We start from the raw sequence: 24,894 nt of genomic DNA on the forward strand, positions 1-24,894 counted from the left end.
ATAATACATTGTTTTAACAGGAGAAATAGACATGCGTAACTACTCAATTGCCGCAATCCCTGCGGATGGCATCGGCCCGGAAGTGATTTCTGCAGGTGTTGAGGTACTCCATGCGCTTGAACGCCAGAACCCGCATCTGAAATTTGATATCAAAACTTTTGATTGTGTAAGTACCCCACCCAGACGAACCATGAGCTTTTAGATATCTGACGTGCCTTTACTTTCGCAATGTCTGCTTCTGACAAGCTGAAGGTCCGCTGTGAGCGAGGAACCGACCTTAAATGCCCTGTAATACCTTACAAACAATCACGACTAAATACGTCAGCTCGTTTTCGTACTGAAATTCTGAATAAAGCTAGCGAAATAGTAGCAAATGCAACCATTACTGATGCCATTGCGACGATACTATTCCCTCCGACCAAACTGACAGCAGCGCCCGCCATTGCACCTGCAACCATTTGAAGCGATCGCTGTAGTGCCGCTGCACTGCCTGCAACTGAACCTAAATTTTGTAAAGCCCGGTATGTCGCGTTGGGCATAATAATCCCTGCGCAAAAATTGCTAACAACCACGAAAACAGTGCAGACAGAGATTGATCTAATACCTGTTAATGCGACAGTCAGAAGCAACGCGGAAGCAATAAAACAACCGGTTACAGCGATGAATAAAAGGCGCTCTGAGCCAAAGCGTGGTGCCAATCTACCATTACACGCAGCACCTGCAATTTCACCAATAGCTGTCAGAGCAAACAGAAAACCATAAGTAGTAGCAGAAGCACCAAGTAATGTCATAAAAACCACTGATGAGCTTGATATATAAGCAAACATAACGCCAAATGTAGCAGCAAAAAGACCTGTAGACAGGATATAACTGCGGTTCGACAGAATAGCTATGTAGGCATGTGCTGTAGCGCGTAAAACAGTACTTCGACGGAGGTGAAGTGGTGCGGTCTCTGTGTAACCTAATAGCACTGTCAAAAACAGAATGATGCCACCTGTTGTCTGCACCTCGTAGATTGAGCGCCAGGTTCCGGAGGATATGATTGCTGCACCAATAAGTGGCGCGACCAGCGGGGTGATGGCATTGACCATCGCCACATAAGATTGCCTGTTGACTGCCATAGTGTCGCGGAAGACATCTCTGACGATGGCGGCAGGAAGCGCTGCCGCTGCCCCTGCGCCTATCCCCTGTATTACTCTAAGACACAAAAGCAATTCAATATCCCGGGCAAACGAACAACCTACAGCGGCGAGTGAAAATATTGCTATGCCGAACAATAAAACAGGTTTACGGCCATAGTGGTCAGATAGCGGTCCAAAGAGGACGGGGCCAAGGGCAAAACCGACCAGGAAAAGAGTCAGTGTCTGTGTTGCTTGCGTCATAGTCACATGTAAATCTGACATCAGACTCGGAATGGCGGGTAGTCCCACATCAATTCCAAATGGCGGCAGCGCAGACATGAGTCCAAGCATAACGACATAGTATGCAGAAGTGACGGGAATAGCTGTTCGTGACATTATAACGGCCTGGAGAAGTAATAAAACGATACAGCAAGTGTACCACGATACGATACAGGTGCGGCAAGTGAAACAAAATTCGGATAAAGGAATTCAGGTTATTTCTCGTGCGGCTTCAATACTTCGTGAGGTTGTCTCTAACCCGGATGGTTTGAGTCTGGGGCAGCTTGCATTAGCTACCGGGCTGGCGCGTTCTACAGTTCAACGCATTGTTGACAGCCTTGAGACAGAGTTTCTGGTTCAGGCTGGAACTGGTGGCGTCAGACCTGGATGGGGGCTGCGCCGGTTGGGGGATTTAGCGGGACCGAGCATAGCGAGTGAATTGCGCCCTCAGCTCTTCCGGCTATTTGAAGCTACTGGTGAAACTGTCGATCTCTCTACATTTGCCGGAAAAGAAGTACTGTTTCTCGACCGTTTTTTATCTCAACAAAGTGTTCGGGCGATTCCAGATGTTGGCGCACATTATCCTGCCTATGCGATGGCTACGGGTAAGGCTCTGCTGGCAGGTTTCGGTAATGATCAAATCGTTCATCTATACGGTCAGGGTATGATGGAAAGATTGACTCCTCTAACCATTCAAACGGTAGATAAACTCATTGCTCAGCTTGATGAAATTCGGGCTGGGAGCTTTGCTTACGATATTGAAGAGCACGCTTTGGGGTCATGTGCAATTGGTTTACCGATAGGAACGTTTAATGGAACACCACTGGCGGTTTCAGTCGTGGTCCCGACTGAACGATATACTCTACAGAAAAAATCTATTGAGAGAGCTTTACGTATAGCTGCATGTGATTTCGCACAACGCCTCAATTTCTAATACCCCGGTGTGCGTGATTTATCTCTGTCAGTGAATAGTACGTAATGCCTGAAGGTCCGCTTCTGGCCAGGGCGGACAAGCTGAGTTAGCTGAAGGTTCGCTGAGAGCGAGGCACGGACATTGGGCTAATCTTTTTCGAAAAAACCTACTTGCCGGGTTTCGGTATAATTCCAGACCCGCTGAAAAGCATGCGAATGCCGAGTCCAACCATCACAAAGCCTGTGAATCGTTCCTGCCATTTAATAAATGCCGGGTGTTTACTTAACCAGTATCCAAATGTTCCTGATGCCATTGCAACAGAGCCTAAGGAGACAATCCCAGCTAACTTTTGGATACTACCCAGAACAAGCAGTTGCAGCCAGACAGGACCAGCGGCTGGATCGACAAACTGCGGAAGAAAAGCAAACATGAACAGCAGGGATTTCGGGTTAGTCAGGCTGTTCAGCGCACCTTCCTTAACTGCATTCCAGTCAGAAATTCTGGCCGTTTTTCGCACTCGTGTATCGGTGCCTGAAGTAGCAATCATCTTTATGCCGAGCCAAATGAGATAAGCGGCTCCAACCCACCTTAGGAGATCCAGTGCAACCGGCCAGGCATGAACGATACTTACCAGTCCCAGCACCAGAAAAGAAACTTGCACAAAACCCGCCACAAAGACGTTTCCCAGAACTGTAAGGAGTGCAATGCGCCTTCCCTGACCGACTCATCTGGCGATGGTTAGCATCATGTCGGGACCGGGAGAAATATCCAGAAGAGTTAGAGCTACCAGGAAAGTTATAAAAGTTTCAATTGAAGGCATGATCGTCACGTCCGAAAAATAACTTTGCAACGTTAACTCACTCTGATGAACGTTTAAAGCGGAACTCAATACGACGCCCGCTCCTGGCACAGTGCGGACAAGCTCAATGAGCTAAGAGTCCGTAGTGAGTGAAAAACGGACATCGTGACTCGAACAGAACTCTTGCTAAGATAAGACATTGATGAAAAAGCTATTCAATAGCCAGAAGTTGGCGAAGACAATAAAAGGGAGGCGTAATGTTTACCCCGGAGTTTATACATGAAGAACGCGGCGAGTTTCTCCTTGTGGCCAATCACGATCTGGCATCGCCGGAATCGATAAAACTCAGCATTGCATACAATATTGCCAGAATAGGCTGGGGACTATCTCAGCTTCCACCGCATATTCAAACTTGCCGGGTCGTCTATGACATCAGAGGGCAATCCACTCCCGATCAGGTTCAGGCACAGGTCAGGAAAGCGCTTGAGCTGGTAGCCATTGTGGAGTTTAAAAGTTGATGGGACTTCAGTTAATTATCAAAGCAAAACGTAGCAAGATAGAAAAAGCATTGGGGTCGCTGACATCAGAATGTGAAATATTTCCGGTCGCTGAAGGTCTTTTCGGTATTTCCATTTCGGAGCGAAGTCTCTCATCTGCGGGTCAGGCTGTCGTTCAAAAAAAACTTGAATCACTCTCACGTTTTGACCTGTGGCAGGGAAACTGGCAAGGACCCAGGAGACGTTGGCTTTGGTGAGTTTCAGAGCTGAGCGAACAGCGGAAGTTATGTATTTTTTTGTTGTTCGTAATCCTGCAGATATTTATCTAACGGATAAGCAGTTCCAAATGAGTAAATTTCTCCATTATCTTTATCAATTATAAACGGTGCATTACCTGCCAACTGAGCAGAAAACTCACCCGTTTCCAAATATTCTCTCGATTGATAACAAAAGAACCAGCCTTCTGAGAATCGGCCATGAAGAGTAATAACTACTGGGATGTCATAGTCTTTAAGGTAATCCAAAGCCATGTCCATCGCATTTTCATAAGTAAGCATTATTCCCTCCTCAGTCGAGAACGTCATTTGAACTGGCTGATTTTAACTGCTCCTGGCAAACTAACATAGCACGATGTAAGCAAGCTCTGCTTTTGGCACTCAGCAGACATTCAGGTTCTGGCGGAAGCCATTTTTTAGCTTCGTAAATAAGCGTTTCCATCTCTTCCAGAGAGATGCATCCTTTGTAGCATGAAAAAGAGAATTAATGGGTTACACCGGCATAGAAGACTTCAGCAGTTTGCCGAAGCGGTGGTGTTCCAGCCCCAGACAATTAAATAGGGCGAGGTCTCCCCCCGCCCTATAAATTTCTGGACATCAACCTGATGAATCCAGTTGCATCAGCCAGCAAGCAGCCCCAGCTTTAATGGCTCGCTGGTTAACAAATGGTTGTCCTGCTCTGTATCAACCTGGAAGCGTGTAACAGATTGCTGTAAGTGCACCACCTGCTCCTGTAACGAACTGGCGGCCGTTGCCACTTCAGCAACCAGCGAGGCGTTTTGTTGGGTTACGCCGTCCATCTGGTGAATAGCAATGTTGATCTGTGAGATACCGCGAGTCTGTTCGCCAGATGCCAGCATGACTTCGTTCATGATCTCCACCACTTCTTTAACATCCACCATCACTTCACTCATGGTGCGGCCAGCTTCTTTCACCAGGCCGGAGCCCTGTTCAATGCGGCTCAGGGAATCATCTATCATGGTGCCAATCTCTTTAGCAGCAGTGGCACTCCGTTGAGCAAGCGTGCGCACTTCTGAAGCCACCACAGCAAATCCACGGCCAGCTTCGCCTGCTCTGGCAGCTTCTACTGCAGCATTCAGTGCCAGCAGGTTGGTCTGGAAAGCGATACCGTCAATCACACTGACGATGTCACCAATTTTGGCTGAGCTCTTTTCAATAGACGCCATTGTGGACACCACTTCAGATACCACGTTAGCCCCACGTGATGCCGAGCTGGATGCTTTTAACGACAGTTCATTGGCTTTTTGCGTATTTTCTTCATTGTTTTTTACTGTCGCCATGATCTGTTCCATGCTGGAAGCTGTCTCATCAAGCGAAGCGGCCTGCTGCTCAGTGCGGCTGGACAAATCAATGTTACCAGAGGCTATTTCTTCCACCCCGCTGCTAATCGCATTCGTACCAGTGTGAACACCACGCACCATGTTTTCCAGCCCGTCACGCATACGCTGCACAGAGGAAAACAGCCTTGCGATTTCATTTTTTCCCGTCACATCAATGCGCGCCCGCAAGTCGCCTTCTGCGATACGGTCAAAGACAGAAATCACTTTATTCAGGGGATTCACAATCAAACTGGTCATCACCATCCAGGCAAGCCCCGCCAGCACCAGTGCGCAGGCGATAGAGAACCAGAGCACATACTGCATGCGCCTTACACGGCTGTTGGATTCGTCGTATGCGGTATCAATGCTTTTCAGTTTATAGGCAACGAGTGCTTTCGATGCTTTATCAAACGCGGCATACAACGCGGTTGATTTCCCGGCAGACTGGCGGTATTCATCCAGTTTACCGGCTTGCAGAGCTGCAATACCCGGGTTGATAAACTCGTTCATCAGTTTTTCACGGCTGGTAGCCATTTCGGTGGCAATTGCCTGTTCCTCTGCCGACTGCGGGTATTTCAGGTAGTTCTGCCATTTAGCGCCAGCAGTTTCAATTTTACCCCGGGCCCGGTCCAGTGCCACTTTGGCTTTATCGGTTTCGCCTTTTCCCATTAATGATTCATACAGGCGTAAATCAAGGCGACCACGTAATAACAATTCAGAACTTTCATTCAGGGAAACAAGGCCGGGTAACACTTCGGTATCCACATGGGCAAAGGATTTATTTCCTGATTGCAAAGCAAATAAGCCCAAAACGCCAACAAACAATAATAAAGCCGTCAGTGAGAGAATCATCAAACTGAGTGCTGTGCGGATCTTTATTTTTCGAAACATAGAGATTTCCCTTTTGCCAATATCATAATGAAATGGAGTATGGTGTTGAAAACCGCATTTTTAATAAAATGCAGGGCATAACTGAAATAATGCCCTGCTTGTTGTGTTAGTTATTGCTTGTCGTGCCCGGGAATGCTGGCTAAAAATGTTTTTAGTTTTGCACTGTAAAATTTTGCCAACATCATGGTGCCGTGGCCGCGGGTATCGGTGCTCGCCGGAATAAGGAATAACTGAGCCTGTTTGAGCTGTTTGATTTCACCCGCCAGAATTCCTGTCTCCACCGGGTTACGCTCGTCGTCCGCTGAATTAATAATCAGCATGGGTGCGGTGATACGGTTAAGGTTGGGCAACGCATTGTAATTTGCCGAGGAACCCCAGATATAAATGAAGTCATTGGCATCTGCAGTGACAGGGGCCGCCAGGCGCTCGTCTACCAGTTTATCGGCCAGCGCGCGGGTTGGGGCCTGGTGCTGGTAAGCCAGCGTACCGCCAGTGGTGGCAATGCTGAACATAATATTTGCGGTCTTAAGGGCAGGAGGTTGCTGTTTATAATTCCCTTCAGCCCAGGCGGGATCATTTTTAACAGATTCGATCAGCATGCGGCGCATCATCCAGTTGCGACCGGAAAGCTCATTAGGCTGGGAAGCCATCGGTACCAGGGCATCCATCATCGACGGATATTTTTCGCCCCACAACCAGGTTTGCATGCCCCCCATGGAATACCCCATGACCAGGCGCAAATGAGAAAGACCTAACCCTTCTTTAATTAAACGATATTGTGCTGTCACCATATCGTCATAATCGTAGTGCGGGAATGCCATACGCAAACCATCAGAAGGTTTTGATGATTTTCCAGAGCCGATACTTTCCGGGATGATAATAAAGTATTTGCTGCTGTCCAGAGCCTGGCCCGGGCCAAATAATTCACCAGCAAAGCCCTTTGCTAACAGTGAACGCACTGGCTGATTAGTTCCGTGAAGCAATAATACCGCCGGTTTACTTTTATCACCAATCGTATAGTAGTGAATACGCAGATTGTTGAATTTATCTCCACTATTAAAGGTGAACGTTTTTGCAGTCCAGTCGGCTTCTTTGGGGGTTGGGAATGAGGTTTCTGCTAAGGCTAAAGATGACAGAGTTAACAGAATGGCACACGCGATACCTGATAAAATATGTTTTGACATAATAACAGCTCTTAAATTATGTGCAGGTTGTAGAGCTCAGATGGTAATTTCAATTCAGAATAATCCCAATAAAAATCAATGAGATCAGCACAATAAAACACGATGTTCTTTTTCTTTGTGTTTTAACGAGATGTTTTTAAGCCAGTTTTACTTATGCTGCTATGTTGAGTGAAACGATTTTCTTTTCAGGTGGGCGAATAGCGGCAACATATGGGAAAACGGGTTGACATCGTAAAAGTGAATAATAAAGCAGCACCATGCCTTTGGTTAGTGACGACAGCCTGCAGTACCTTACAATCTCACCTGAAGGACAGGAAAATACCTTCTTTTGCCATACCAGGACTCTGGCCAGGTTCGCCTGATAAGCCAGTTGCAGGTTTTTATTGGCGAACAATTCATAATCGATAAGCTCTTAATACATTTTTCCCAGGTAATTTATTAAAGTATCAATAAGGCGCTGTCAGACTAACATGTGATATAAGCACGAATAGCTCAGCCGCCTGAATATAAAAATTGAAACACTCAGGAGAAAGTGTACCGAGGGTGTTATGCATGTATTGAATAGCAATAATACAGCCACAGGGAGCATCAGCATTGTGGCTGTATTTTATTAAGGTAAGTAGTCACTCTTCACGAGCAAGAATAGCCGCCAGATGCTGCTCAAGGTGGTTACGCTGCAAATAAGCCGTTAATTCATGTTCCCAGTTCTTGCCATCGCCCAGTATGGCGCGGCTGTGAGTGGGAGCGTACAGGTAACGGGTATCGTACAGGTTGAGCAGTGACTGGTTCATGGCGTCGATATTGGCACCGGTTTTTTTGCATTTTTCTTGCTGAATAGCCAGTGAGCGCAGCACCCGCTCGCGGGACTGTTCATCTGGTTCCCAGCTCTGTTCACCCAATTCACTGAGCACCAGAAACTGTGGCTGAATACCTTCCGCAATGGCCGCCTGCAGGCGGTCATGCCCGTCGAGAATAACAAAGGAAGCCAGGCCGGCAATAAACCACACCAGCACTGGCGGAAGTGCACCTTCCCGGCTTTTTTTACGCCACCATTTCACGCGGCCACTGTGCAAATCTACCGGGTAGCGCGCCAGCAACAGGTGCCCGCCCCACCACCAGTCAACAAAGCGGACATTCTCCGGGCTTTGCAGGTCAGGGAAATCTTCGCTGTACAGCGCCCATGACACAGAAATATTGGCGCTGCTGGCAGGTGTTGTAAACCGCCATTGCCCGAATGGCACCGTTTGGTTGAGCGTATAAGGTGCCTGTGGTTTCACTGCCTCCATTGGGCGTAATAACCAGCGGCGTGGTGGCAACAACGGCGTGGGCGCTTCCATGAGCTGCCGGGCAAAATAGCGGCACCAGCCGCTCAGCCACTGGCTTTCGCCTGCGCGTTTGGCACGCTCCACATCGGCAGAAGTAATGGCAGGCAACAACAATTCCTGCGCGGGGTGTTCGGCGTTAAACACCAGCCAGACACCGCTGTGGTCTTTCAGCATGGTTGCCCAGAACAGGGTTTGACCATTGATTTGTAACGCCATGCGGCCGTTATGCCCGCTGAGCATCTCCATCGCCGGGCCGCTCCCTTCACGAACCTGCAATTCCAGCCCCTGCCAACGGTCTTTCTGGTCAAGAAGATCCTTCCACCAGTAATCTGTCATCACCCTCTCCTTTTGCTTTGGGGAATTCTGCGCCGGGAGAAAATACCATAAAGCTGAACCTCGGTTCTCCCCTATAAATTGGCAGGCGGGGAATCAGCCGCTGGTGCTGCGCAATAAAAAGCCTGCACACTGGCAGGCTCACATTGATGAAAAAGAAGGAAAAAGCGTGGTTTTCCTTCTTTTTAGTTAGTAGCCGAAAATCAATAAATTGATTTTCCTGGTTTTTTATTGGGTGACATCCTCTCGTTCTATGCGGACATGAGGTTTGTCACCAGACTCAACCTGCACTCAGGCAGGCTTATGTGGGTAAATACAGTTACTGGATTATAAAGCAATAGCGATTTTTATCCCTTCCTGGCGAATATTCACTTCCATTGCTTCTGCCAGTTGCTCCAGTTTAAAACAGTGGGTGACCAGTTTTTCAATCGGCAAACCGATACCCGTGGCACGGCGAATAAAATCCATGGTTTCCGGGTAGTCCTGCAGGCTGTAGGCCCATGACCCAACGGCAACCACTTCTTTATTACACATATCGAAATGGGGGTTGATGGCGCATTCGCCGTTATTCACAAAAAAGCCCACTTCACACAACCCGCCGCCGCGCCGGATAAATTTCCACAAGTTCGCCGCGGCCTGGGGCACGCCGGTGCACTGAAAGCCAAAATCAGCGCCCACGCCCCGGGTTAATTCATGGACTCTGGCGGTTAACTGTGCCAGTTCAGGGTAATCAGCAATATTCACCAGGTATTCTGCACCGAGTGATTTAGCGTATTCCAGCCGTGCCGGGTTGGCGTCCATGGCAATAATGTGTTCAATACCATAAGTGCGCAACACCGCAATTTGCAGTAACCCAATCGGGCCACATCCCTGCACAATGACATGGCTGTTAAACTTCAATAACTGGGTTGATTTGGCGCGCTCCAGTGAATGCACAACCACGGCAGCCGGTTCAATCAATAAGCGCTGCGCAAAACTCATGTCATTAACCACGAAAAAGGTACTGCGCGGGCGTAATACCAGGTACTCGGCAAACCAGCCATTCAGGCGATAATGGCTGTCATCGGGCAATAAACCATACAGGCCAAGCTGCTCACATAAATTCCCCCTGCCAGGCAACTCAGTACAGGGGGCGCATTCCCCACAAGTCAGCACGCTGGTGACAATGCGGTCACCACACACAACAGTGTGCCCGGCAGAATCCTTGCAGATATTTTTGCCCAGTTTAACAATTTCCCCGGTACCTTCATGGCCGAGTACCACAGGGGCAAGGCCGAATGGGTCATGTTTATATTCGTGGACATCGGTTCCACAAATACCACACCCTTCCACTTTCACCAGAATTTCATCGTCGGTAATTTCAGGAACCGGGAATGACTGCATTTGAATATCTCGTGGGCCAGTTAATACAGCTGCCCGGGCATATTCCGGAATTGTATGCATAAGATGTTCTCCAGATAATGGCTATTTACCCCTTGCCAGAAAGCAAGGAATATACAAATTCTGTTTTGCTAAAAAACCACGCTGTTTTACTGACAGGTAAATATAATTACAGCACCATATTCAGCATTAAAATAAACACCAGGCCAGATATTGACACCAATGTAGACATAAGTGTCCAGGATAATAATGTTTCTTTGGTTGTCAGGCCGAAGAAATCTTTAATCATCCAGAAACTGGCATCATTCACATGCGAACAAATACAAGAACCCGCACCGGTTGCCAGCGTAATGAGTGCTAAATTGGTGTGGCTGTAGCTTGCCAGTAACGGGATCACCAGGCCAGAAGTTGAGATAGCGGCAACGGTGGCGGAACCCAGGCAAATACGCAAAAATGCTGCCACACACCACGCCATAATAATGGGGTTAATATTCACACCAGAAACCAGGGTTGAAATATAAGTGCCCACGCCGGAATCAATCAGTACCTGTTTAAATGCCCCACCGCCGCCAATAATCAGCAACAACCCGGCAATACCGGCAACCGCCTGGCCACATGAGCCCATCAGTTGGTTGATATTTTTGCCCCGGCTCAGCCCCATGGTGTAAATGGCAACCAGTAAAGAAACCAGCATGGCGATAGTCGAGTTACCGAAAAACAGCACAACATTGTAGAAAATACCGGCATCGCCCGATGCTTTCAGGTGCATCATTTCAATTACCGTCACCACCGCCATTAAAATAACCGGCAGCATGGCGGTGAAAAAGCTGATGCCAAAGCCCGGCATTTCTTCTTCTGTGAAGTGGTGCGTGGCACCCAGTGAAGCCAGGTTGCCTTCTTTGCGGAACGCTTGTGGGATCAGTTGCCTGCACACTTTGTTCATTAACGGGCCGCACAAAATAAGCGAAGGGACACCCACAGCAATGCCATACAGCAGCACTTTGCCTACATCTGCACCGTATTCACGGGCAATCACTGTCGGGCCCGGGTGTGGCGGCAGAAAACCATGGGCAATTAATAACCCTGCCAGCATGGGTACACACATAGTCATTGGCGAAATTTTGGCTTCCCGGGCGATGGCAAACAGAATTGGCACCAGCAGAATCAGGCCGACTTCGAAAAATAATGCAATGCCCACTATAAATGCAGAGCAAACCACTGCCCAGTCGAGCCTTTTGGCACCAAAATAATTTAATAAGGTTAATGCAATACGTTGTGCGCCACCGGCATCGGCTAATAACCTCCCCAGCATAACACCAAAGCCAAAAATAAGGCCAATATGCCCCAGAGTACCTCCAAGCCCGGATTCAATAGTGGACACAACTTTATTTAACCCCATACCACTGGCAATTGCGACACCAATAGAAACCAGTATTAATGAGATAAACGTATTTAATTTAACTTTAATTGTCAGCAATAGTAGTACAGCAATACCTACTGCTATGATTAACAGTGGCATAATATCCTCACATGTCAGGTAAGATGTTAGTGGCCAGAGGCCACTATTATTTATTTATTCATATATTCTTTTAATGCTGTGGTGATTTTATCAACGTCATAAACGCACCCACGCCATGTTCCGCCACTGACAGCCTGTAGTGCGGCCCACAAACGCGTGTCATCCGGTAATTCCGGGTCTGGCCCTAATCCGGGGTGAGCCGGGCGCGCATTCAGCACACGGGCGGCTTCTTCAGGCGTGGCGCACAATTTCTGCGCACTTTCCCCAAGGAAATTCACTTCTCCCAGTAAATTGCGGCAATCGATCTTTATTTCCACAATATCACCAGTGCGCAGCTTGCCTACCGGCCCGCCAGCCAGTGCTTCAGGGCCAACATGCCCAATGCAGGCACCCGTAGAGACTCCGGAGAAACGGGCATCGGTAATCAGTGAGACTTGTTTGCCATAGGAAAGGTGTTTCAGCGCACTGGTCACCTGGTAGGTTTCTTCCATGCCCGTGCCGGATGGCCCGGTACCAATAATAACCAGAATATCGCCTGCTTTAACCTGCTCATGCTTGATGTCATAAACTGCGGCTTTTTCGCTGAGGTACACTTTTACCGCGCCTTTATGGTAATACAGGCCGTTTTCATCAATCACGCTGGCATCAATGGCGGTTGATTTAATCACAGAGCCTTCTGGCGCAATATTCCCAACCGGGAATGTGATGGTGGATGTTAACCCACGCAGGCGTGCCTGCTCTGGCGACATAATGACGTCATCCGGCTCGACCTGTTCCTGCTCACGCAGAAGCGCTTTGAATTTACTGCGCCGCTCTGAGTGTTCCCACCAGTCAAGGTTCTCTTTCAGCGTATGGCCGGTTACTGTCATGACATCTTCATGGAGTAAGCCCAGTTCCCGCAAATAGAGCATAACTTCCGGCGCACCACCCGCCATAAATGCGCGCACAGTGGGGTGATAAACTGGCCCATTGGGTAACACACTAACCAGCCGTGGCACCTGGCGGTTAATACGGATCCAGTCATCCACATCCGGAATTCGGCAACCGGCCTGGTGGGCAATCGCCGGAATGTGCAGTAGCAGGTTGGTCGAACCGCCAAACGCCGCATGAACCATCATGGCATTTTCAATTGCTTTATCCGTCAGGATATCTTTAGTGGTAATACCCTGGCGTATCAGGTTCAGCGCAGCAGCAGCCGAGGCCCGGGCAATTTCTGACCATACGGGTTCCCCCGAAGGTGCCAGTGCCGAGTGAGGCAGAGCCAGCCCCAACCCTTCGGCCACCACCTGCGAAGTACCTGCGGTACCCAAAAACTGGCAGCCACCACCAGAAGACGCACAGGCAGAACACCCCAGGCGGCGGGCACTTTGCAGGGTCAGTTCACCATTGGCAAACCGGGTGCCAATAGTTTGCACTTTTCCGTTATCTTCGCCATTCAACGCAGGCAGCGTTGCGCCCCCCGGCACCAGCACCGTGGCTTTATTATGCTGCGAAGCCAGCGCCATCATGGTTGCCGGCAACCCCTTATCGCAGGAAGCAACCCCAATAATGGCTTTTGCATTGGGCAAAGAGCGAATTAACCGGCGCATCACCATTGATGCGTCATTGCGGTATGGTAGTGAATCAAACATACCTGTTGTGCCCTGAGTCCGCCCGTCGCACGGGTCAGAAACATAGACGGCATAAGGTAATGCATGCTGGCTTTTAAGTTCCTGCGCTGCGGCCCGGAGTTGAATGTCCAGCTCGTAGTGTCCCTGGTGCAATGCCAGCGCAACCGGTTTACCCTGAGGCTCACGCAGCCCACCCAGCGTGCTGAGTAACAACACACTATCCTGGTCCAGTTCTTGTGGAGCCCAGCCCATCCCGGCGTTCATGGTCATACCAAAAATATCACCACTCGGGCGGTTAATAAGCATGTCAGCAGTGAGCGGTAATTCCCCCTCAGGGCCTTTAGCATGTGTTCTTACCTGGTAAATCGCATTATTTTGAGGATACAGTTCGGTAAATAACATACAGCCACCTTATTGTTTTAACAGCCCCTGAGCCGCCAGTAATTCACGCACTTGCTGTTTTGCTGTTTCCGTTGCTTCCATTACCGGCGGGCGGCACCAGGTGTTGACTGGCAGGCCCACACACTGCATTGCATATTTAATTAATGAAATAAACGGTGTTTCCAGTGAATACAGGCCAGGTAATTGCATGAGTTTTTTATTCAGCGTAACGGCCTGGGCATACTCGCCTTTGCAAAATGCATCATAAATACCTACAGATAATTCGGGTGCGAAATTTGCACTGGCAGAAATTGCCCCATCACCACCTAATAGCAACGTATTAAATAAGTGGTCATCATAACCGCAGAATACAGAAAAATCGGGCCGAACTTCTTTTACGGTATTAATCATGCTGCGCAAGTGGCCAACGCTGTCAATGGTATCTTTAATGCCAACAATATTGCTGTTTTGCAACACCAGTTTTTTGACGATTTGCGGCGACATATCCTGCCCGGTTAAATCCGGGAAGTTATAGATAATGACCGGTAAAGAAACACTGCGGGCAATTGCACTGTAGTACAACTCAATATTTCGTTGTGCCACTTTCCAGTAGAACGGGTTGATAGCAACCACCCCGTCAGCCCCGATTTTTTCTGCATGCTGAGCCAGAGCGATGGCTTCTTCCATTGATGTTGAACCCACGCCAATTAACACGGGCACCCGCCGGTCTACCGCACTCACTGCAGCCTGAGCAAACGCCATCCGCTGCCCGGTGCTCATTTGGCTGAATTCGCCTCCAGTGCCGAGGTAAAACAGGCCATCCACACCACGGGTTATCAGAAAATCCGCCACCTGTTTAATTGCCTCATGGTCGATATTGCCTTCAGCATCAAAGGTGGTAGAAACCGGAGGTATAATGCCTTTAAACTTTGTAATCATAAACACTTCCCTTATTACTAAAACGCGGTTGTTTTTTAAAACCAAGCCCTTCAGATATCTGTTCTGAACATTGCTTCAACAGTGATAAGTAATGTTCTTTTTTCTTTCCTGAGAAAATAAATGGATTACCGGATAACGAAATCACGTAGTTTACCCGGTGGTACAAATCAAATATCGGCATACTCAAACAAACTGCGCCATATGCAGATTCTTCATTATCTATTGCCCACCCACGGGAGCGCGTTTTCTGCAGTTCGCTAATAAATGCTTTCTTATCAGTAATCGTGTTTTCGGTATATTTTGCCAGCGCCAGCGTTCCCATAAAGTAGTCAATTTCTTCTGTGGATTTCCATGCCAGCAAAGCCTTACCCAGCGCAGTAACATGTAATTCCAGTTTTTTGCCAATCCAGCTTTTACGGGTGGGTGCCGTGCCTGGGGTTTCCACTTTATCTAAATAAATGGCGTAGCCATTCTCAATCGTTCCCAGATGGCAAATGAGCCCGCTTTGTGCCGATAACGCCTGCATGGGCCGTTTGGTCACTTCGAAAATATTTTTTCTGTGCAATGCCTGGCACCCCAGCTCATAATTTTTAATTCCCAGGGTGTATTGCCCCTGGCTGTTTTTAACCAGGAACCCGCACTCCACCATGGTATTCAGTAAATTCAGCAGGCTGCTTTTTGGGTACTGAAACTCCCGGAGCAATTCCATAAACCCCACAGCACCGATATAGGCTATGTAGGTCAGAATTTTTTCTGCACGGATTAATGATGTACACCCGGTTCTGCTCATTGGCGGCTCCTTCTGGTTGAAAGTGAGTCTATCGGCATCAATTGCAGCAAAATACTGCCAGTTCAGCATGCTGAACCAACCACCTGGCGTAATGTGAGCAAGCCCAAAGAAAAGGGATTCGGGCAAAGAAAATACTGGGAAAAAGCAAGAAAACCGCCATCAGAGCGAGTGCGGCCGGGGTTGGATACAAGAAGATTGGTACTGGCTGGTGCCCGGGCACCAGTCTTAGTGGCTTAACCGGCCAGAGCGGTACTATTAGTACAGGTTGTGGTGGTGGGCGTGGTGACGGGTTGTTGTGCCATTTGCAACAACGCACTGTGGAAAGAAGCATTAAATACCTGGCCGTGGGTAAGCCCCGGGTAGAGCCTGGCGCTGGCATTAACCCCGCGCGCACGTAATGTGTTTATCGCCTGCTCTGCCTGCTTCATTACTAAAGCAGCATTCACCGGAGCATTGCTGTCTGTTGCAGGGGCTTTGCTTCCGGTACCCTCCATATATTCCAGTTGCTTGTGGCAAAACTGCCCAGGGGTGAGGTTTACCAGGCGTTTCAGCACAGCAAAGTTATCCCGCTCCAGTGACGGGCTGGCGGAGTAGTAATAGCTAAAAAACTGGGAAGTGAGATAAGTATCGATAACAAACAGCCCGCCAAAAGAGTGCCCCCACAAGCCGCGTGCTGCCGGGTTGATGTGAATCCCTTTCTCCATGGCTGGTGCAATTACGTTTTCCAGCAGGTGGCGAAACTCGGCACTGCCGCCGCCTTTGCGGCCAAAGCGCGTTGCGCTGGCTTTTACCGGTTCAGGCGTGCTTTCTGGCGGGGTGTAATCCCAGGCGCGGGCGGTTAAATCAAACGGTAGCCGGGTCTGGTAGCCAACGGCCACAATCACAGGCGGGTTTTTAGCGGAAAGTTGCTCAAGGAACGCTTCCGACAGGCGGTCCATCACCGCATTGCCATCCAGCATATACAGCACCGGGTAACCCGCAGGTGGCGGCGACTGGTTGGGTATGGCAGCCCACACTTTATAGTGGCGCTGCCCGTCTGCCGAATTGAACTGCTGCACGTTGAAGTGATACCTGCTGGAGCCTTTATCGGCAATGTTTTCCCCCAGCGGTTGCATATCTGGCCTGGCGTAGCCACTGGCAGCGGGAAGAAGAATGAGCAACAGAGCCACCCACAGTGCCGAAAACAGCTTCGTTCCCGGGTACGGTTTTATCGTTTTCCAGCCAGCCATACAGTGTGCCCCACGCTTTTATTGGCGACGTCAGCAGTTCTTGCTCGTCAAAAGAGAGACAATTTAATGCGAATGATTGCTAATTTCAATATGGCGTTTATGATGGATTACCAGCTAAAGGAGCATGGTACAGAGATGCGGGTCGGCGAATAACAGAGGGAGCTGGTTAGAAGTGATACAGCCAGTAAACCAGGGAGTAGACTCGTTCAGAGGGAGGGGTTATACCGGGGCTGAAGTAGCATTACTAATTCGTTCCAACCAGAGCTTTATGTTGCGCCAAACCAGCACTCTGCATGAAGGGCTTACACCTTGCCGCCTGTGTTCCCTCATTTTGGTAAAAGTCAGGGAGAGTTATGACAAACCATACAATCTATTTAGTTCACAGCCCAGGCCCTATGTTTGGCCGTTCACCGCTGCAAAGAGGATTTTACCCGTTCGCTTTTACCGAGAGGTACATTCAGGCTCTTCAGAAAGAACTGGACAAGCTAAACTCTGGTTTGCATGTGTTAGCTGATGATACCGAATCTGATATTGAAATACTGACTGAACGTGAACCAGCTCTGCTTGTCTGTGCCCCCGGTCTTCGGTATCAGTTTTTCCACCAGGGGTTTAACAAAAATAAGATAGTCTGGTTAAGCACAATGGAATACACATCCAGGGATCCAAAACCTGTAATCAAGAAACTTGTAGAACTCTGTTCAGCTAATTGATAACAGCCTGAACAGTAAATTTTTTCCGTTGTTTGCCCGCAGCAAACCGGTAAACTCCTGAGGCTGGTTGATATTACCCAGAGCGGGTTCATCGATTTTATGCACGATGTGCTGGCCTGTGGCCAACGCTTGCGTACCGGCAGATGGCTGAAAATCAGGAAATCTCAAAAAAGTGTTGAACTAATATGGGTGTACTTACAGTTCCACGGAGCGGACGATAAAATAAAGCCGGAAGGATCGTTGGGAACGCTTCTGGCTTCATTATTATCAACAAGTTATTTCTGGTTATTGGGTTTCCAATACGTGATATTTTCCATTGCTCTTTCAATATCATCCATATCATCATCACCTAGCTCAAGATTAAATTTTTCAGTGATGGTTTCTCTTATTTTAGCTAATTTATTAGTGATATTGTTTTCATCAATAAATTTTGTGGTTTCTTCACAATATAACGCTCTTTTTTCAATGCTAATTTCCCCATCGGCATTGTCGTAATAATGACGAGCAATATCCCTCAACGAGATAAGCATATACTCCACCTCGCTCAAAATATTTATCGCTTCATCACCAGATAGAAATATTTTTTCGTTATCTTTTAGTAAATTCAAATCATTTCCTCCTAAATATTTTAGGATCATCTAATTTAATGTCGCCTTTAACTGTCAACTCATCTATATGATAGCGAGGATTACTCACCCACTCTAAGGCGTCTGTTGGTACATCTGTTTCTATATAATCGCGACCACGACCACGGCCTATTTGATATTTACTTTCTGCTTCAACTGAACTCAGAAGTTTGTTTTTTGCAGGTTCCACATATACGCGATTATTATCATAAGCTTTTATTACGCCACTTTCCTCGATCGCATTAGATCCCTTCCTATTTGTATAATGACGAACACGAGTTTTGTCGGTTGAACACTTAGCAAGACCCAGCGGATCAACCCATGTATTAGGGTTAGGCACATAACTGCATAAGTTTATCCCACCCGCCAACCCTATCGGGTCTTTCTGTGTATAACACGCGCCCGCCGGGTCGTAATACCGGAATGTATTATAGTGCAGCCCCGTTTTACCCGGCACTTCCCTGTGCCGGGCCCTGCGGGACCACGCTTATGCGTGGTTCCAGTCCGTTCCTGACGGACTGGTCACGATCCAGGTACTGGCCCTGGAACCGCAGGTTCTGCGCCACATGCCAGTGTGCCCCTCCGCTTTCCTGCTCTGTCCGGCCCCAGGCACTGAACACGCCCCGCCAGACCCGGCGACCGTCTTCATCCGTCACCTGCTCCGGCAGGCCGTTCAGCCCTCCGTGGTACCAGTACAGGCCTGCCACCGCATTCCCCTGGCTTTCCACACGGGCCAGTGGCAGGTAACTCCCTTCTTCATACACATACTGCACCGCGGCGCCCGGCCGGGTGTTGTCATGTTCACCCACCAGTTGCAGACCGCTCCACGCATAACGGATTCGCGTGGGCGTCTCCTGTCAAGCACCTTCAATGATCACGGGTATATACAGAATGATTTACAGTCTCGCTTATTAAATAATCCTAATTCAGTCATGCAACTTATCTGGAGCCCATACTAAACGCTCCCATAGTATAGAATTATCATTTAAAATTTTTCTTATATTTTTTTCAAAGTCATAATTAAAATATTCATCAGATGTTATTTCTATTTCAAGAGTATAGTTTTCATCACATAGTAATTCGCTGAGCCGATCAACCCTATCAATAACTTTAATACTAAAACCACCAAGCCTAGCTTTGGCTATATAGCGGCCTTCATCATCTTCACTGGATAATTTACATTTAAATGCCTGTTGTATCTTAATAAGTAATTCATCAAACGAGTCATTACTAGTTAATACGAAACTTAACCATCTTTTTTTAGTATTCATAATATACCTACTTACAACCAATTTTGTGCTGAACATCACCACGACGAGCCAAGTCACTTAACTCGTGGCTTTTAAAAATTCGGAAACCAAAAGGCTCATCTCTTAAACCAGGAAAAATAGAACGCAATTTACGATCTATAGAAGCCTCGACCTCACTCATACCTGAAATTTTTGCAGCATCACGACGTCTATTTGTAAATATAGAATCATTAGATAAATAATCTGATTGGATAAAGGCATCCACATCAAAATTATTTATATTTATAGGCCTAGATATATTAGGGTCATGCGCTTTACTAATACCACTTGCAACACTTCCTCTATAGCCTATCGTAGCATTAGGATCAATCGCTTGTATTGCTGGTAAATGCTCCCTAAGCACAGCATCGATTTGTTGTTGAACACTATTTAAATTATTTAACCCAAGCGGATCAACCCAGATTAATGGATTCGGCCCATATTGATATAAATTCAGGCCTCCAAGCAGTCCTATCGGGTCTTTCTGTGTATAACACGCGCCCGCCGGGTCGTAATACCGGAATATATTAATGCATCCACGGTGAACGTTTTATCAGTCGGAAAATAGCCGGAAGGAACGTGGTATCGCTTCCAGCCATTTTTATTAGTCACCACTAACTCTGATGTAGGTTATTTTATTTTTACTTAACAACGCCTTTACTTCTTCTATTTTTACCTCTTCTAACCCTTCTAATGAATTATTCTCACAGACCTCAATAAATTCATTTATAAACAAAATAGCATCACTACCTTTAAATAAACAGTCGGTGCGATAATAGTCTTTTATCTTCCTTAGTTGTTTAAAACTACTCCATCTTGTTGAATTAGAAAATATTGAAGAATGCAAATGTTCGCTAATTTCAAAATGAAACATCTTATCATCAAATTTTATTTGAAAATCCAAAGACATACTTCCCCTCACAATATTAAATCAGTTATTTTCACATCCCTGAATACGCTTTGTGGGAATGCAGTAACCAAATCACCATTAGATTCAACAACAACCCTAACCTTTGTCAATACCTCACCTTTAGGAGTCCGTCCGATAGTTCTTGGTAATGTTTTTTCATAAACAAACCTAGACCCATCTCGCGTAATTCGGTCAGGATTACGGAATACATTTCTTACCGTTGATTTCCATTCAGCATTTCCTATCGTCCATTTACTTTTATGATCCCAGCCAATTTTATTACCCACATGTCGATCTTTAACGTGTTGTACTCCATCACGAGTCAGATTGACTTTAGATGGCAATTGGCATTTAGCTAGGCCTAGAGGATCAACCCAACTAATCGGATTAGGAGCATAAGCATACAGGTTTTCCCCACCCGCCAACCCTATCGGGTCTTTCTGTGTATAACACGCGCCCGCCGGGTCGTAATACCGGAATGTATTATAGTGCAGCCCCGTTTCACGATCCAGGTACTGGCCCTGGAACCGCAGGTTCTGCGCCACATGCCAGTGCGCCCCTCCGCTTTCCTGCTCTGTCCGGCCCCAGGCACTGAACACGCCCCGCCAGACCCGGCGACCTTCTTCATCCGTCACCTGCTCCGGCAGGCCGTTCAGCCCTCCGTGGTACCAGTACAGGCCCGCCACCGCATTCCCCTGGCTTTCCACACGGGCCAGTGGCTGGTAACTCCCTTCTTCATACACATACTGCACTGCGGCGCCCGGCCGGGTGTTGTCATGTTCACCCACCAGTTGCAGACCGCTCCACGCATAACGAATTCGCGTGAATGTGTCTTTGTCTTTATCCCTGTCCTGGTGGCGTTTCCACAGCCGTTTCTCTGTCCGTCGCCCCAGTGCATCGTAGCGGTATTCCGCACGGCGCCACTCCGGGTCACCTTCCAGCTCCACCGCACTGATGCGTTGCTCTTCATCATACGTAAAGCGCTGTTTCACGCCACGACGCGTGTCATGCCGCGTCACCATCCGCCCGAAACCGTCGTATTCCCTTGCCACACCCTCCAGGCGCTTCAGCAGGTTATTCCACACCGGATGCAGTGTTGCGTCCGTCCGGTTATCCGCACCGTCGTACCAGAAATGCTCTTCACTGCCCGGCTGATGGCTCTGCGTCAGGCGGCCTGCCGCGTCGTAACCCCACAGGCTCTGGCGGTACTTCTCGCCCGGCCCTGCCGGGGCGCCGTCGGTCAGCATCTCGCGGATTATCTGGTCTGCACGGTCCCACTGGTAACGTCGCTCATACACCAGCTGCGACCGGGTACTGTCTGCACAGTGCTGCCGGGTAACCCGGCCCACCACATCATATTCCGTTTCCAGCTGTAACGGCCCCGCCGTGCGCGACGTCTCACGGTGCAGCCTGTCACGCTGGTAACCTGCCAGGCTGTGGGTCTGCCCGCCCAGCGACAACTGCATCTCCAGCAGGTGCCCGGTGCCGTAACGCAGGTACTGCAACTGGCGGCCATCCGGGTATGTGGTGGCGCGCAGATTTCCCAGCGCATCCCGGTCGTGCAGATACGTGCCGTCTGCATTTTCCTCACTCACCAGGTCACCCAGTAAATTGCGCCGGAAAACCAGCAGCTCTGTCTCCTGCGGCTCGCGCCCGGTAACAACCGACTGCCGCCAGGCCGCATAAGGCATACGCCGGATTTCTGTCGCCAGGGCGCTGTAACGGTATTCCGTGCGGTGTTGCGCCGTTTCACGCGCCACCAGTCGCCCCACGCCATCGTACTCAAAATTCAGCACCTGCGGCGCCAGCGTACTGCCCGCTTCCGGATAGCGGGTCTGGGTCACTACCTGTTGGGCGGCATTGTAACGGTACTCTGTCCTGCGCCCTGCGTAGTCAGACTCACTGCGCAGCAACCCTTGCGGGCTGTAATCAAAACGCCACTGTTGACGGTTGCCGTTGGTCAGCGCCAGCAAACGCCCTTCCGGGCTGAAATCAAAACGTGTCACCTGGCCTGCCGGGTTCACCGCTTCCGTCACCTGGCCGCGGGCATTCAGCACCACATGGCTTTCCAGCATGCCATCCACACTCTGGCCGCACAGCAGGCCCGCGTGATTGTAGTCAAACCGGGTTTCACGGCCATCGGCTCGCCGCCAGACTGCCAGGCGCGACGCCGGGCTCCAGGTGTATTGCTCCGCATTGCCCTGCGCATCGGTGGTCTGAACCAGCCGCCCGGCGGCATCATAGACCCAGTGGCTCTGGTGACCCGAGCAGTCTTCTTCCCGCACGCGCTGGCCACGCCAGTTCCACCAGAAGCGGTGGCTGTTTTCCAGCGCATCAGTGCGCCGGATTAAGTCGCCCTGTTCGTTCCATTCAAAACGGGTTACACCTTCCTGCGGGTCAGTAACGCTGATGACATCCCCGGCCACATTGTATTCGTATTGCCAGACTGCACCGTCCGGCAGTACTTCTTTCACCGGGAAGCTGTACCAGGGGTGCCAGGTGGTTAACGTCGCTCTGTCCAGCGGGTCTCGCACCAGCGTTTGGTTGCCGCGTTCATCCCAGGCAAACTCCCACACGCCACCTTCCGGCTCCGTCAGGGTCAGCAATTGTTCCGTGGCGCCAGACCAGGTAAAACGCCAGTCTCCACCGTGGGTATCGGTATAGCGGGTAATTCGGGATAAGGTATCCCAGTGGTGGTTGCTGGTGACCCCGTTATCATTGTAGAGCCGGGTGTGACGGGCGGCTTCGTCGGTGTCGAAGTGCCAGCTTTCCAGTTGGTTGCCCTGGTCATCGCACACCTGCCAGGCACAGACTCGCCAGAAGGGTGCTTCGGGCAGCGTACTCGCCTGCCACTGGTAGTGCAGCGTCAGGCCCGTCGCATAGGCGTGCCAGGCCAGCATACCGCTGGCATCATCCCAGCCAAAACGGCGGGTCACAATACTGTCGGCATCGGCGACATGGGTTAATTGCCCACGGGCGTTGTACTGGTAGGACACCAGCAAATGCCGGGTTCCGTCATAAACCTGGTACACCGCGCCCAGCCGGCCTTCCGGGATACCGTCCGGGAAATCGGTATAATCGAGCTCAACATTCAGCTCTTCGTTGTCACTGGAAATCCGGGTCAGTCGCCCCTGGTTATCCCAGTCAAAATAATGGACGTTTTCGTGGCGATCATAAACAGACTGGATACGCCACTGATTAGGCCGGGTCGGGTCCGGCTCATAGAGCTGGAACTCGCCCTGGTCCGTTTGCAGGATCATCGCGCCGTTCGGGCTGCAAAACAGCTTCAGGCCATCTTGCTGGAAGAAGATAACATCGCCAGGGTTAACCTCCCCCATGTCCATCTCACGCCCGGACATATCCTTATAAATCAATTGATTGTTTGCCAGGCGATGCAGCCGTGTTTCAAAGGGCAGCATCCAGCCCTGGCCCAGCATGCCGGTGGCGGTATTGCGGCTGTGGTAAATTCGTTGCCAGTACAACGGGATCCGGTCATGGAGGACAAAATCCCGTTCTTCGTCCCCGGCCAGCACTTTTGCACCGGTGGCAATATTGACCGGGTGCGCGGTTTGCGCACTGCCGACAACTGCGGTCGCCACCGCCGCACTCATAACTGTTCCACCAATATTTTCAAGCATCGCGCCCATCAGCGGGCAGGCAAAGTCTCTTCCCATTTGGCGCAGAATCAGGCAGCTAATCCCTTCTTTTAACAACTGCCGCAATAGCCCTATGCCAAGCGAGCCAGTAATCACCCCGGCATAATAGGCCAGCATATTTTTACCGCTGTGAATATCACGCACGGTGACCGTGTCCCCGCCAATACGGACTCGCGGGTTTGCGACCAGTTCGATAACGGCTTCACAAGTGCTTTTATCACCATTGCGCGCAGCAGGCTGGTTGTTGATAAGAACCTTTTTGGAGCCCTGGGCAATAAAATTACTGGTGGTGATGGCGTGGCCTTTGGTGCAGTTCACTCTGTCTTCTGGCATTGCTGTCGCATAAGGGCTGGCACTTTCCACCACCGGTTGCGCCAGGCTTTCCCAAACGTTGTAACTGAAAGATTTGGCATCCTCAAGCAGGCCATCAACGCCTTCTTTGCGCACTGTGTCTACCAGGGCACCCATCGGGTTCATTACGATACGTGCAGTGTTCGCCACACCCGCCAGCAGGCCCAGCCCAAGCCCCAGCCAGTCTGTGCCTTCCTCGGCGGCGCCAGACTCTAACCAGGCCCGGTTGACGGTTCCGGCGGCACGGGCTGCCTTTTGCTTCATGATCTGTACATTATGGGAACCAGAGGCAATAAAAGCATCAGGCGACCCACGGGGGAAAAGGCCGCCAACGAAGTCACCGGCCGCATTGCCTATCTCGGTTAATTTACCACTGACCATCAACGCGCCAACGGCAACGGCGACAAGAATGCTGCCAATGCCCGTTGCTGCGAGAGCCATCGCCCCAACAACAACTGCCCCTTCCACAAGACCACTGACAAAGTCCGCGATAGCGGAGCTGTGCCTTAGTGGGTCATTCATGCGGGCCGCAAGGTAATCCGTCACC

Annotated in this window: 21 protein-coding genes and 4 pseudogenes; 4 read left to right on the plus strand and 21 right to left on the minus strand. The window is 49.5% G+C overall.

Annotation, left to right across the window (positions count from 1 at the left end; genetic code table 11):
* Positions 1 to 31: 31 nt before the first annotated feature.
* Positions 32 to 163 (plus strand): annotated as a pseudogene (locus DT73_RS26270) (tartrate dehydrogenase); the annotation flags it as partial.
* A 133-nt stretch (positions 164 to 296) separates the two neighbouring features.
* Here DT73_RS26270 and DT73_RS17630 read toward each other — a convergent pair.
* Positions 297 to 1,517 carry a multidrug effflux MFS transporter gene (locus DT73_RS17630; RefSeq protein WP_051691443.1) on the minus strand — a complete coding sequence of 407 codons (1,221 nt, stop codon included), beginning with the start codon at positions 1,515 to 1,517 and terminating at the stop codon, positions 297 to 299.
* Between the two features lie 67 nt (positions 1,518 to 1,584).
* Here DT73_RS17630 and DT73_RS17635 point away from each other — a divergent pair, with 67 nt between their 5' ends.
* Positions 1,585 to 2,334: an IclR family transcriptional regulator gene (locus DT73_RS17635; RefSeq protein WP_051691444.1), complete on the plus strand. Its 750-nt coding sequence runs from the start codon at positions 1,585 to 1,587 to the stop codon at positions 2,332 to 2,334.
* Between the two features lie 145 nt (positions 2,335 to 2,479).
* Here the strand turns inward: DT73_RS17635 and DT73_RS17640 are convergent.
* Positions 2,480 to 3,133: pseudogene (locus tag DT73_RS17640) on the minus strand (LysE family translocator).
* Positions 3,134 to 3,369: 236 nt separating this feature from the next.
* On the opposite strand from DT73_RS17640, the gene DT73_RS17645 reads away from it, so the two are divergent.
* Complete coding sequence (locus DT73_RS17645) at positions 3,370 to 3,630, plus strand: hypothetical protein (RefSeq protein WP_036112347.1); 261 nt, start codon at positions 3,370 to 3,372, stop codon at positions 3,628 to 3,630.
* Between the two features lie 263 nt (positions 3,631 to 3,893).
* Here the strand turns inward: DT73_RS17645 and DT73_RS17655 are convergent, their stop codons facing one another.
* The 10 genes from DT73_RS17655 to DT73_RS17700 all read right to left on the minus strand — a co-directional run bounded on the left by DT73_RS17655 (position 3,894) and on the right by DT73_RS17700 (position 16,805).
* Positions 3,894 to 4,166: a YrhB domain-containing protein gene (locus tag DT73_RS17655; RefSeq protein WP_036112353.1), complete on the minus strand. Its 273-nt coding sequence runs from the start codon at positions 4,164 to 4,166 to the stop codon at positions 3,894 to 3,896.
* Between the two features lie 338 nt (positions 4,167 to 4,504).
* Positions 4,505 to 6,115: a methyl-accepting chemotaxis protein gene (locus DT73_RS17660; RefSeq protein WP_036112356.1), complete on the minus strand. Its 1,611-nt coding sequence runs from the start codon at positions 6,113 to 6,115 to the stop codon at positions 4,505 to 4,507.
* A 110-nt stretch (positions 6,116 to 6,225) separates the two neighbouring features.
* A complete protein-coding gene (locus DT73_RS17665; RefSeq protein WP_036112360.1) occupies positions 6,226 to 7,299 on the minus strand; it encodes an alpha/beta fold hydrolase in 1,074 nt (357 codons plus the stop codon).
* Between the two features lie 623 nt (positions 7,300 to 7,922).
* On the minus strand, positions 7,923 to 8,960 hold the full coding sequence (locus DT73_RS17670) for a hypothetical protein (protein WP_036112364.1): 1,038 nt from the start codon (positions 8,958 to 8,960) through the stop codon (positions 7,923 to 7,925).
* A 324-nt stretch (positions 8,961 to 9,284) separates the two neighbouring features.
* A complete protein-coding gene (locus DT73_RS17675) occupies positions 9,285 to 10,400 on the minus strand; it encodes a zinc-binding dehydrogenase (protein ID WP_084172316.1) in 1,116 nt (371 codons plus the stop codon).
* Positions 10,401 to 10,506: 106 nt separating this feature from the next.
* Positions 10,507 to 11,856, minus strand: a complete 1,350-nt coding sequence (locus DT73_RS17680) for a GntP family permease (protein ID WP_036112369.1) — start codon at positions 11,854 to 11,856, stop codon at positions 10,507 to 10,509.
* A gap of 50 nt (positions 11,857 to 11,906) precedes the next feature.
* A complete protein-coding gene (locus tag DT73_RS17685) occupies positions 11,907 to 13,868 on the minus strand; it encodes a YjhG/YagF family D-xylonate dehydratase (protein ID WP_036112373.1) in 1,962 nt (653 codons plus the stop codon).
* A gap of 9 nt (positions 13,869 to 13,877) precedes the next feature.
* Positions 13,878 to 14,786 carry a 4-hydroxy-tetrahydrodipicolinate synthase gene (gene dapA, locus DT73_RS17690; RefSeq protein ID WP_036112377.1) on the minus strand — a complete coding sequence of 303 codons (909 nt, stop codon included), beginning with the start codon at positions 14,784 to 14,786 and terminating at the stop codon, positions 13,878 to 13,880.
* Complete coding sequence (locus DT73_RS17695; protein WP_235234533.1) at positions 14,770 to 15,645, minus strand: IclR family transcriptional regulator; 876 nt, start codon at positions 15,643 to 15,645, stop codon at positions 14,770 to 14,772. Before DT73_RS17695 ends, dapA begins: the two co-directional genes overlap by 17 nt.
* 164 nt (positions 15,646 to 15,809) lie before the next feature.
* On the minus strand, positions 15,810 to 16,805 hold the full coding sequence (locus tag DT73_RS17700; protein ID WP_051691445.1) for an alpha/beta hydrolase: 996 nt from the start codon (positions 16,803 to 16,805) through the stop codon (positions 15,810 to 15,812).
* 353 nt (positions 16,806 to 17,158) lie between these two features.
* On the opposite strand from DT73_RS17700, the gene DT73_RS17705 reads away from it, so the two are divergent.
* Positions 17,159 to 17,515 carry a hypothetical protein gene (locus DT73_RS17705; RefSeq protein ID WP_036112381.1) on the plus strand — a complete coding sequence of 119 codons (357 nt, stop codon included), beginning with the start codon at positions 17,159 to 17,161 and terminating at the stop codon, positions 17,513 to 17,515.
* Between the two features lie 275 nt (positions 17,516 to 17,790).
* Here DT73_RS17705 and DT73_RS17715 read toward each other — a convergent pair whose 3' ends face one another.
* The 9 genes and pseudogenes from DT73_RS17715 to DT73_RS17735 all read right to left on the minus strand — a co-directional run bounded on the left by DT73_RS17715 (position 17,791) and on the right by DT73_RS17735 (position 24,893).
* A complete protein-coding gene (locus DT73_RS17715; protein ID WP_036112387.1) occupies positions 17,791 to 18,123 on the minus strand; it encodes a hypothetical protein in 333 nt (110 codons plus the stop codon).
* Between the two features lies 1 nt (position 18,124).
* Entirely contained in the window at positions 18,125 to 18,481 is a 357-nt protein-coding gene (locus tag DT73_RS26820) for an HYD1 signature containing ADP-ribosyltransferase family protein (protein ID WP_369792637.1), read from the minus strand.
* A 21-nt stretch (positions 18,482 to 18,502) separates the two neighbouring features.
* Positions 18,503 to 18,598: pseudogene (locus DT73_RS27100) on the minus strand (RHS repeat-associated core domain-containing protein); the annotation flags it as partial.
* Positions 18,588 to 18,950: an RHS domain-containing protein gene (locus DT73_RS26825; RefSeq protein WP_051691447.1), complete on the minus strand. Its 363-nt coding sequence runs from the start codon at positions 18,948 to 18,950 to the stop codon at positions 18,588 to 18,590. The pseudogene DT73_RS27100 and the gene DT73_RS26825, both read right to left, overlap by 11 nt.
* 117 nt (positions 18,951 to 19,067) lie before the next feature.
* Entirely contained in the window at positions 19,068 to 19,412 is a 345-nt protein-coding gene (locus DT73_RS17725; RefSeq protein WP_036112389.1) for a hypothetical protein, read from the minus strand.
* A 7-nt stretch (positions 19,413 to 19,419) separates the two neighbouring features.
* Positions 19,420 to 19,794 (minus strand): hypothetical protein, encoded by a 375-nt coding sequence (locus tag DT73_RS25900; RefSeq protein WP_235234534.1) that lies wholly within the window; start codon positions 19,792 to 19,794, stop codon positions 19,420 to 19,422.
* 33 nt (positions 19,795 to 19,827) lie between these two features.
* Positions 19,828 to 19,959, minus strand: a pseudogene (locus tag DT73_RS26950) (RHS repeat-associated core domain-containing protein); the annotation flags it as partial.
* 75 nt (positions 19,960 to 20,034) lie between these two features.
* A complete protein-coding gene (locus DT73_RS17730) occupies positions 20,035 to 20,340 on the minus strand; it encodes a hypothetical protein (RefSeq protein WP_036112392.1) in 306 nt (101 codons plus the stop codon).
* 8 nt (positions 20,341 to 20,348) lie between these two features.
* On the minus strand, positions 20,349 to 24,893 hold the full coding sequence (locus DT73_RS17735) for an RHS repeat-associated core domain-containing protein (RefSeq protein WP_051691448.1): 4,545 nt from the start codon (positions 24,891 to 24,893) through the stop codon (positions 20,349 to 20,351).
* Position 24,894: the final 1 nt, after the last annotated feature.

Source organism: Mangrovibacter sp. MFB070 (assembly GCF_000705335.1).
Taxonomy (GTDB): domain Bacteria; phylum Pseudomonadota; class Gammaproteobacteria; order Enterobacterales; family Enterobacteriaceae; genus Mangrovibacter; species Mangrovibacter plantisponsor.

Bases quoted from the DNA above. Each gene is read 5' to 3' on its own strand.
- DT73_RS17630 (WP_051691443.1), bottom strand. From the start codon at position 1,517: ATGTCACGAACAGCTATTCCCGTCACTTCTGCATACTATGTCGTTATG.
- DT73_RS17645 (WP_036112347.1), top strand. From the start codon at position 3,370: ATGTTTACCCCGGAGTTTATACATGAAGAACGCGGCGAGTTTCTCCTT.
- DT73_RS17655 (WP_036112353.1), bottom strand. From the start codon at position 4,166: ATGCTTACTTATGAAAATGCGATGGACATGGCTTTGGATTACCTTAAA.
- DT73_RS17660 (WP_036112356.1), bottom strand. From the start codon at position 6,115: ATGTTTCGAAAAATAAAGATCCGCACAGCACTCAGTTTGATGATTCTC.
- DT73_RS17665 (WP_036112360.1), bottom strand. From the start codon at position 7,299: ATGTCAAAACATATTTTATCAGGTATCGCGTGTGCCATTCTGTTAACT.
- DT73_RS17670 (WP_036112364.1), bottom strand. From the start codon at position 8,960: ATGACAGATTACTGGTGGAAGGATCTTCTTGACCAGAAAGACCGTTGG.
- DT73_RS17675 (WP_084172316.1), bottom strand. From the start codon at position 10,400: ATGCATACAATTCCGGAATATGCCCGGGCAGCTGTATTAACTGGCCCA.
- DT73_RS17680 (WP_036112369.1), bottom strand. From the start codon at position 11,856: ATGCCACTGTTAATCATAGCAGTAGGTATTGCTGTACTACTATTGCTG.
- DT73_RS17685 (WP_036112373.1), bottom strand. From the start codon at position 13,868: ATGTTATTTACCGAACTGTATCCTCAAAATAATGCGATTTACCAGGTA.
- dapA (WP_036112377.1), bottom strand. From the start codon at position 14,786: ATGATTACAAAGTTTAAAGGCATTATACCTCCGGTTTCTACCACCTTT.
- DT73_RS17695 (WP_235234533.1), bottom strand. From the start codon at position 15,645: ATGCTGAACTGGCAGTATTTTGCTGCAATTGATGCCGATAGACTCACT.
- DT73_RS17700 (WP_051691445.1), bottom strand. From the start codon at position 16,805: ATGGCTGGCTGGAAAACGATAAAACCGTACCCGGGAACGAAGCTGTTT.
- DT73_RS17705 (WP_036112381.1), top strand. From the start codon at position 17,159: ATGACAAACCATACAATCTATTTAGTTCACAGCCCAGGCCCTATGTTT.
- DT73_RS17725 (WP_036112389.1), bottom strand. From the start codon at position 19,412: ATGAATACTAAAAAAAGATGGTTAAGTTTCGTATTAACTAGTAATGAC.
- DT73_RS17730 (WP_036112392.1), bottom strand. From the start codon at position 20,340: ATGTCTTTGGATTTTCAAATAAAATTTGATGATAAGATGTTTCATTTT.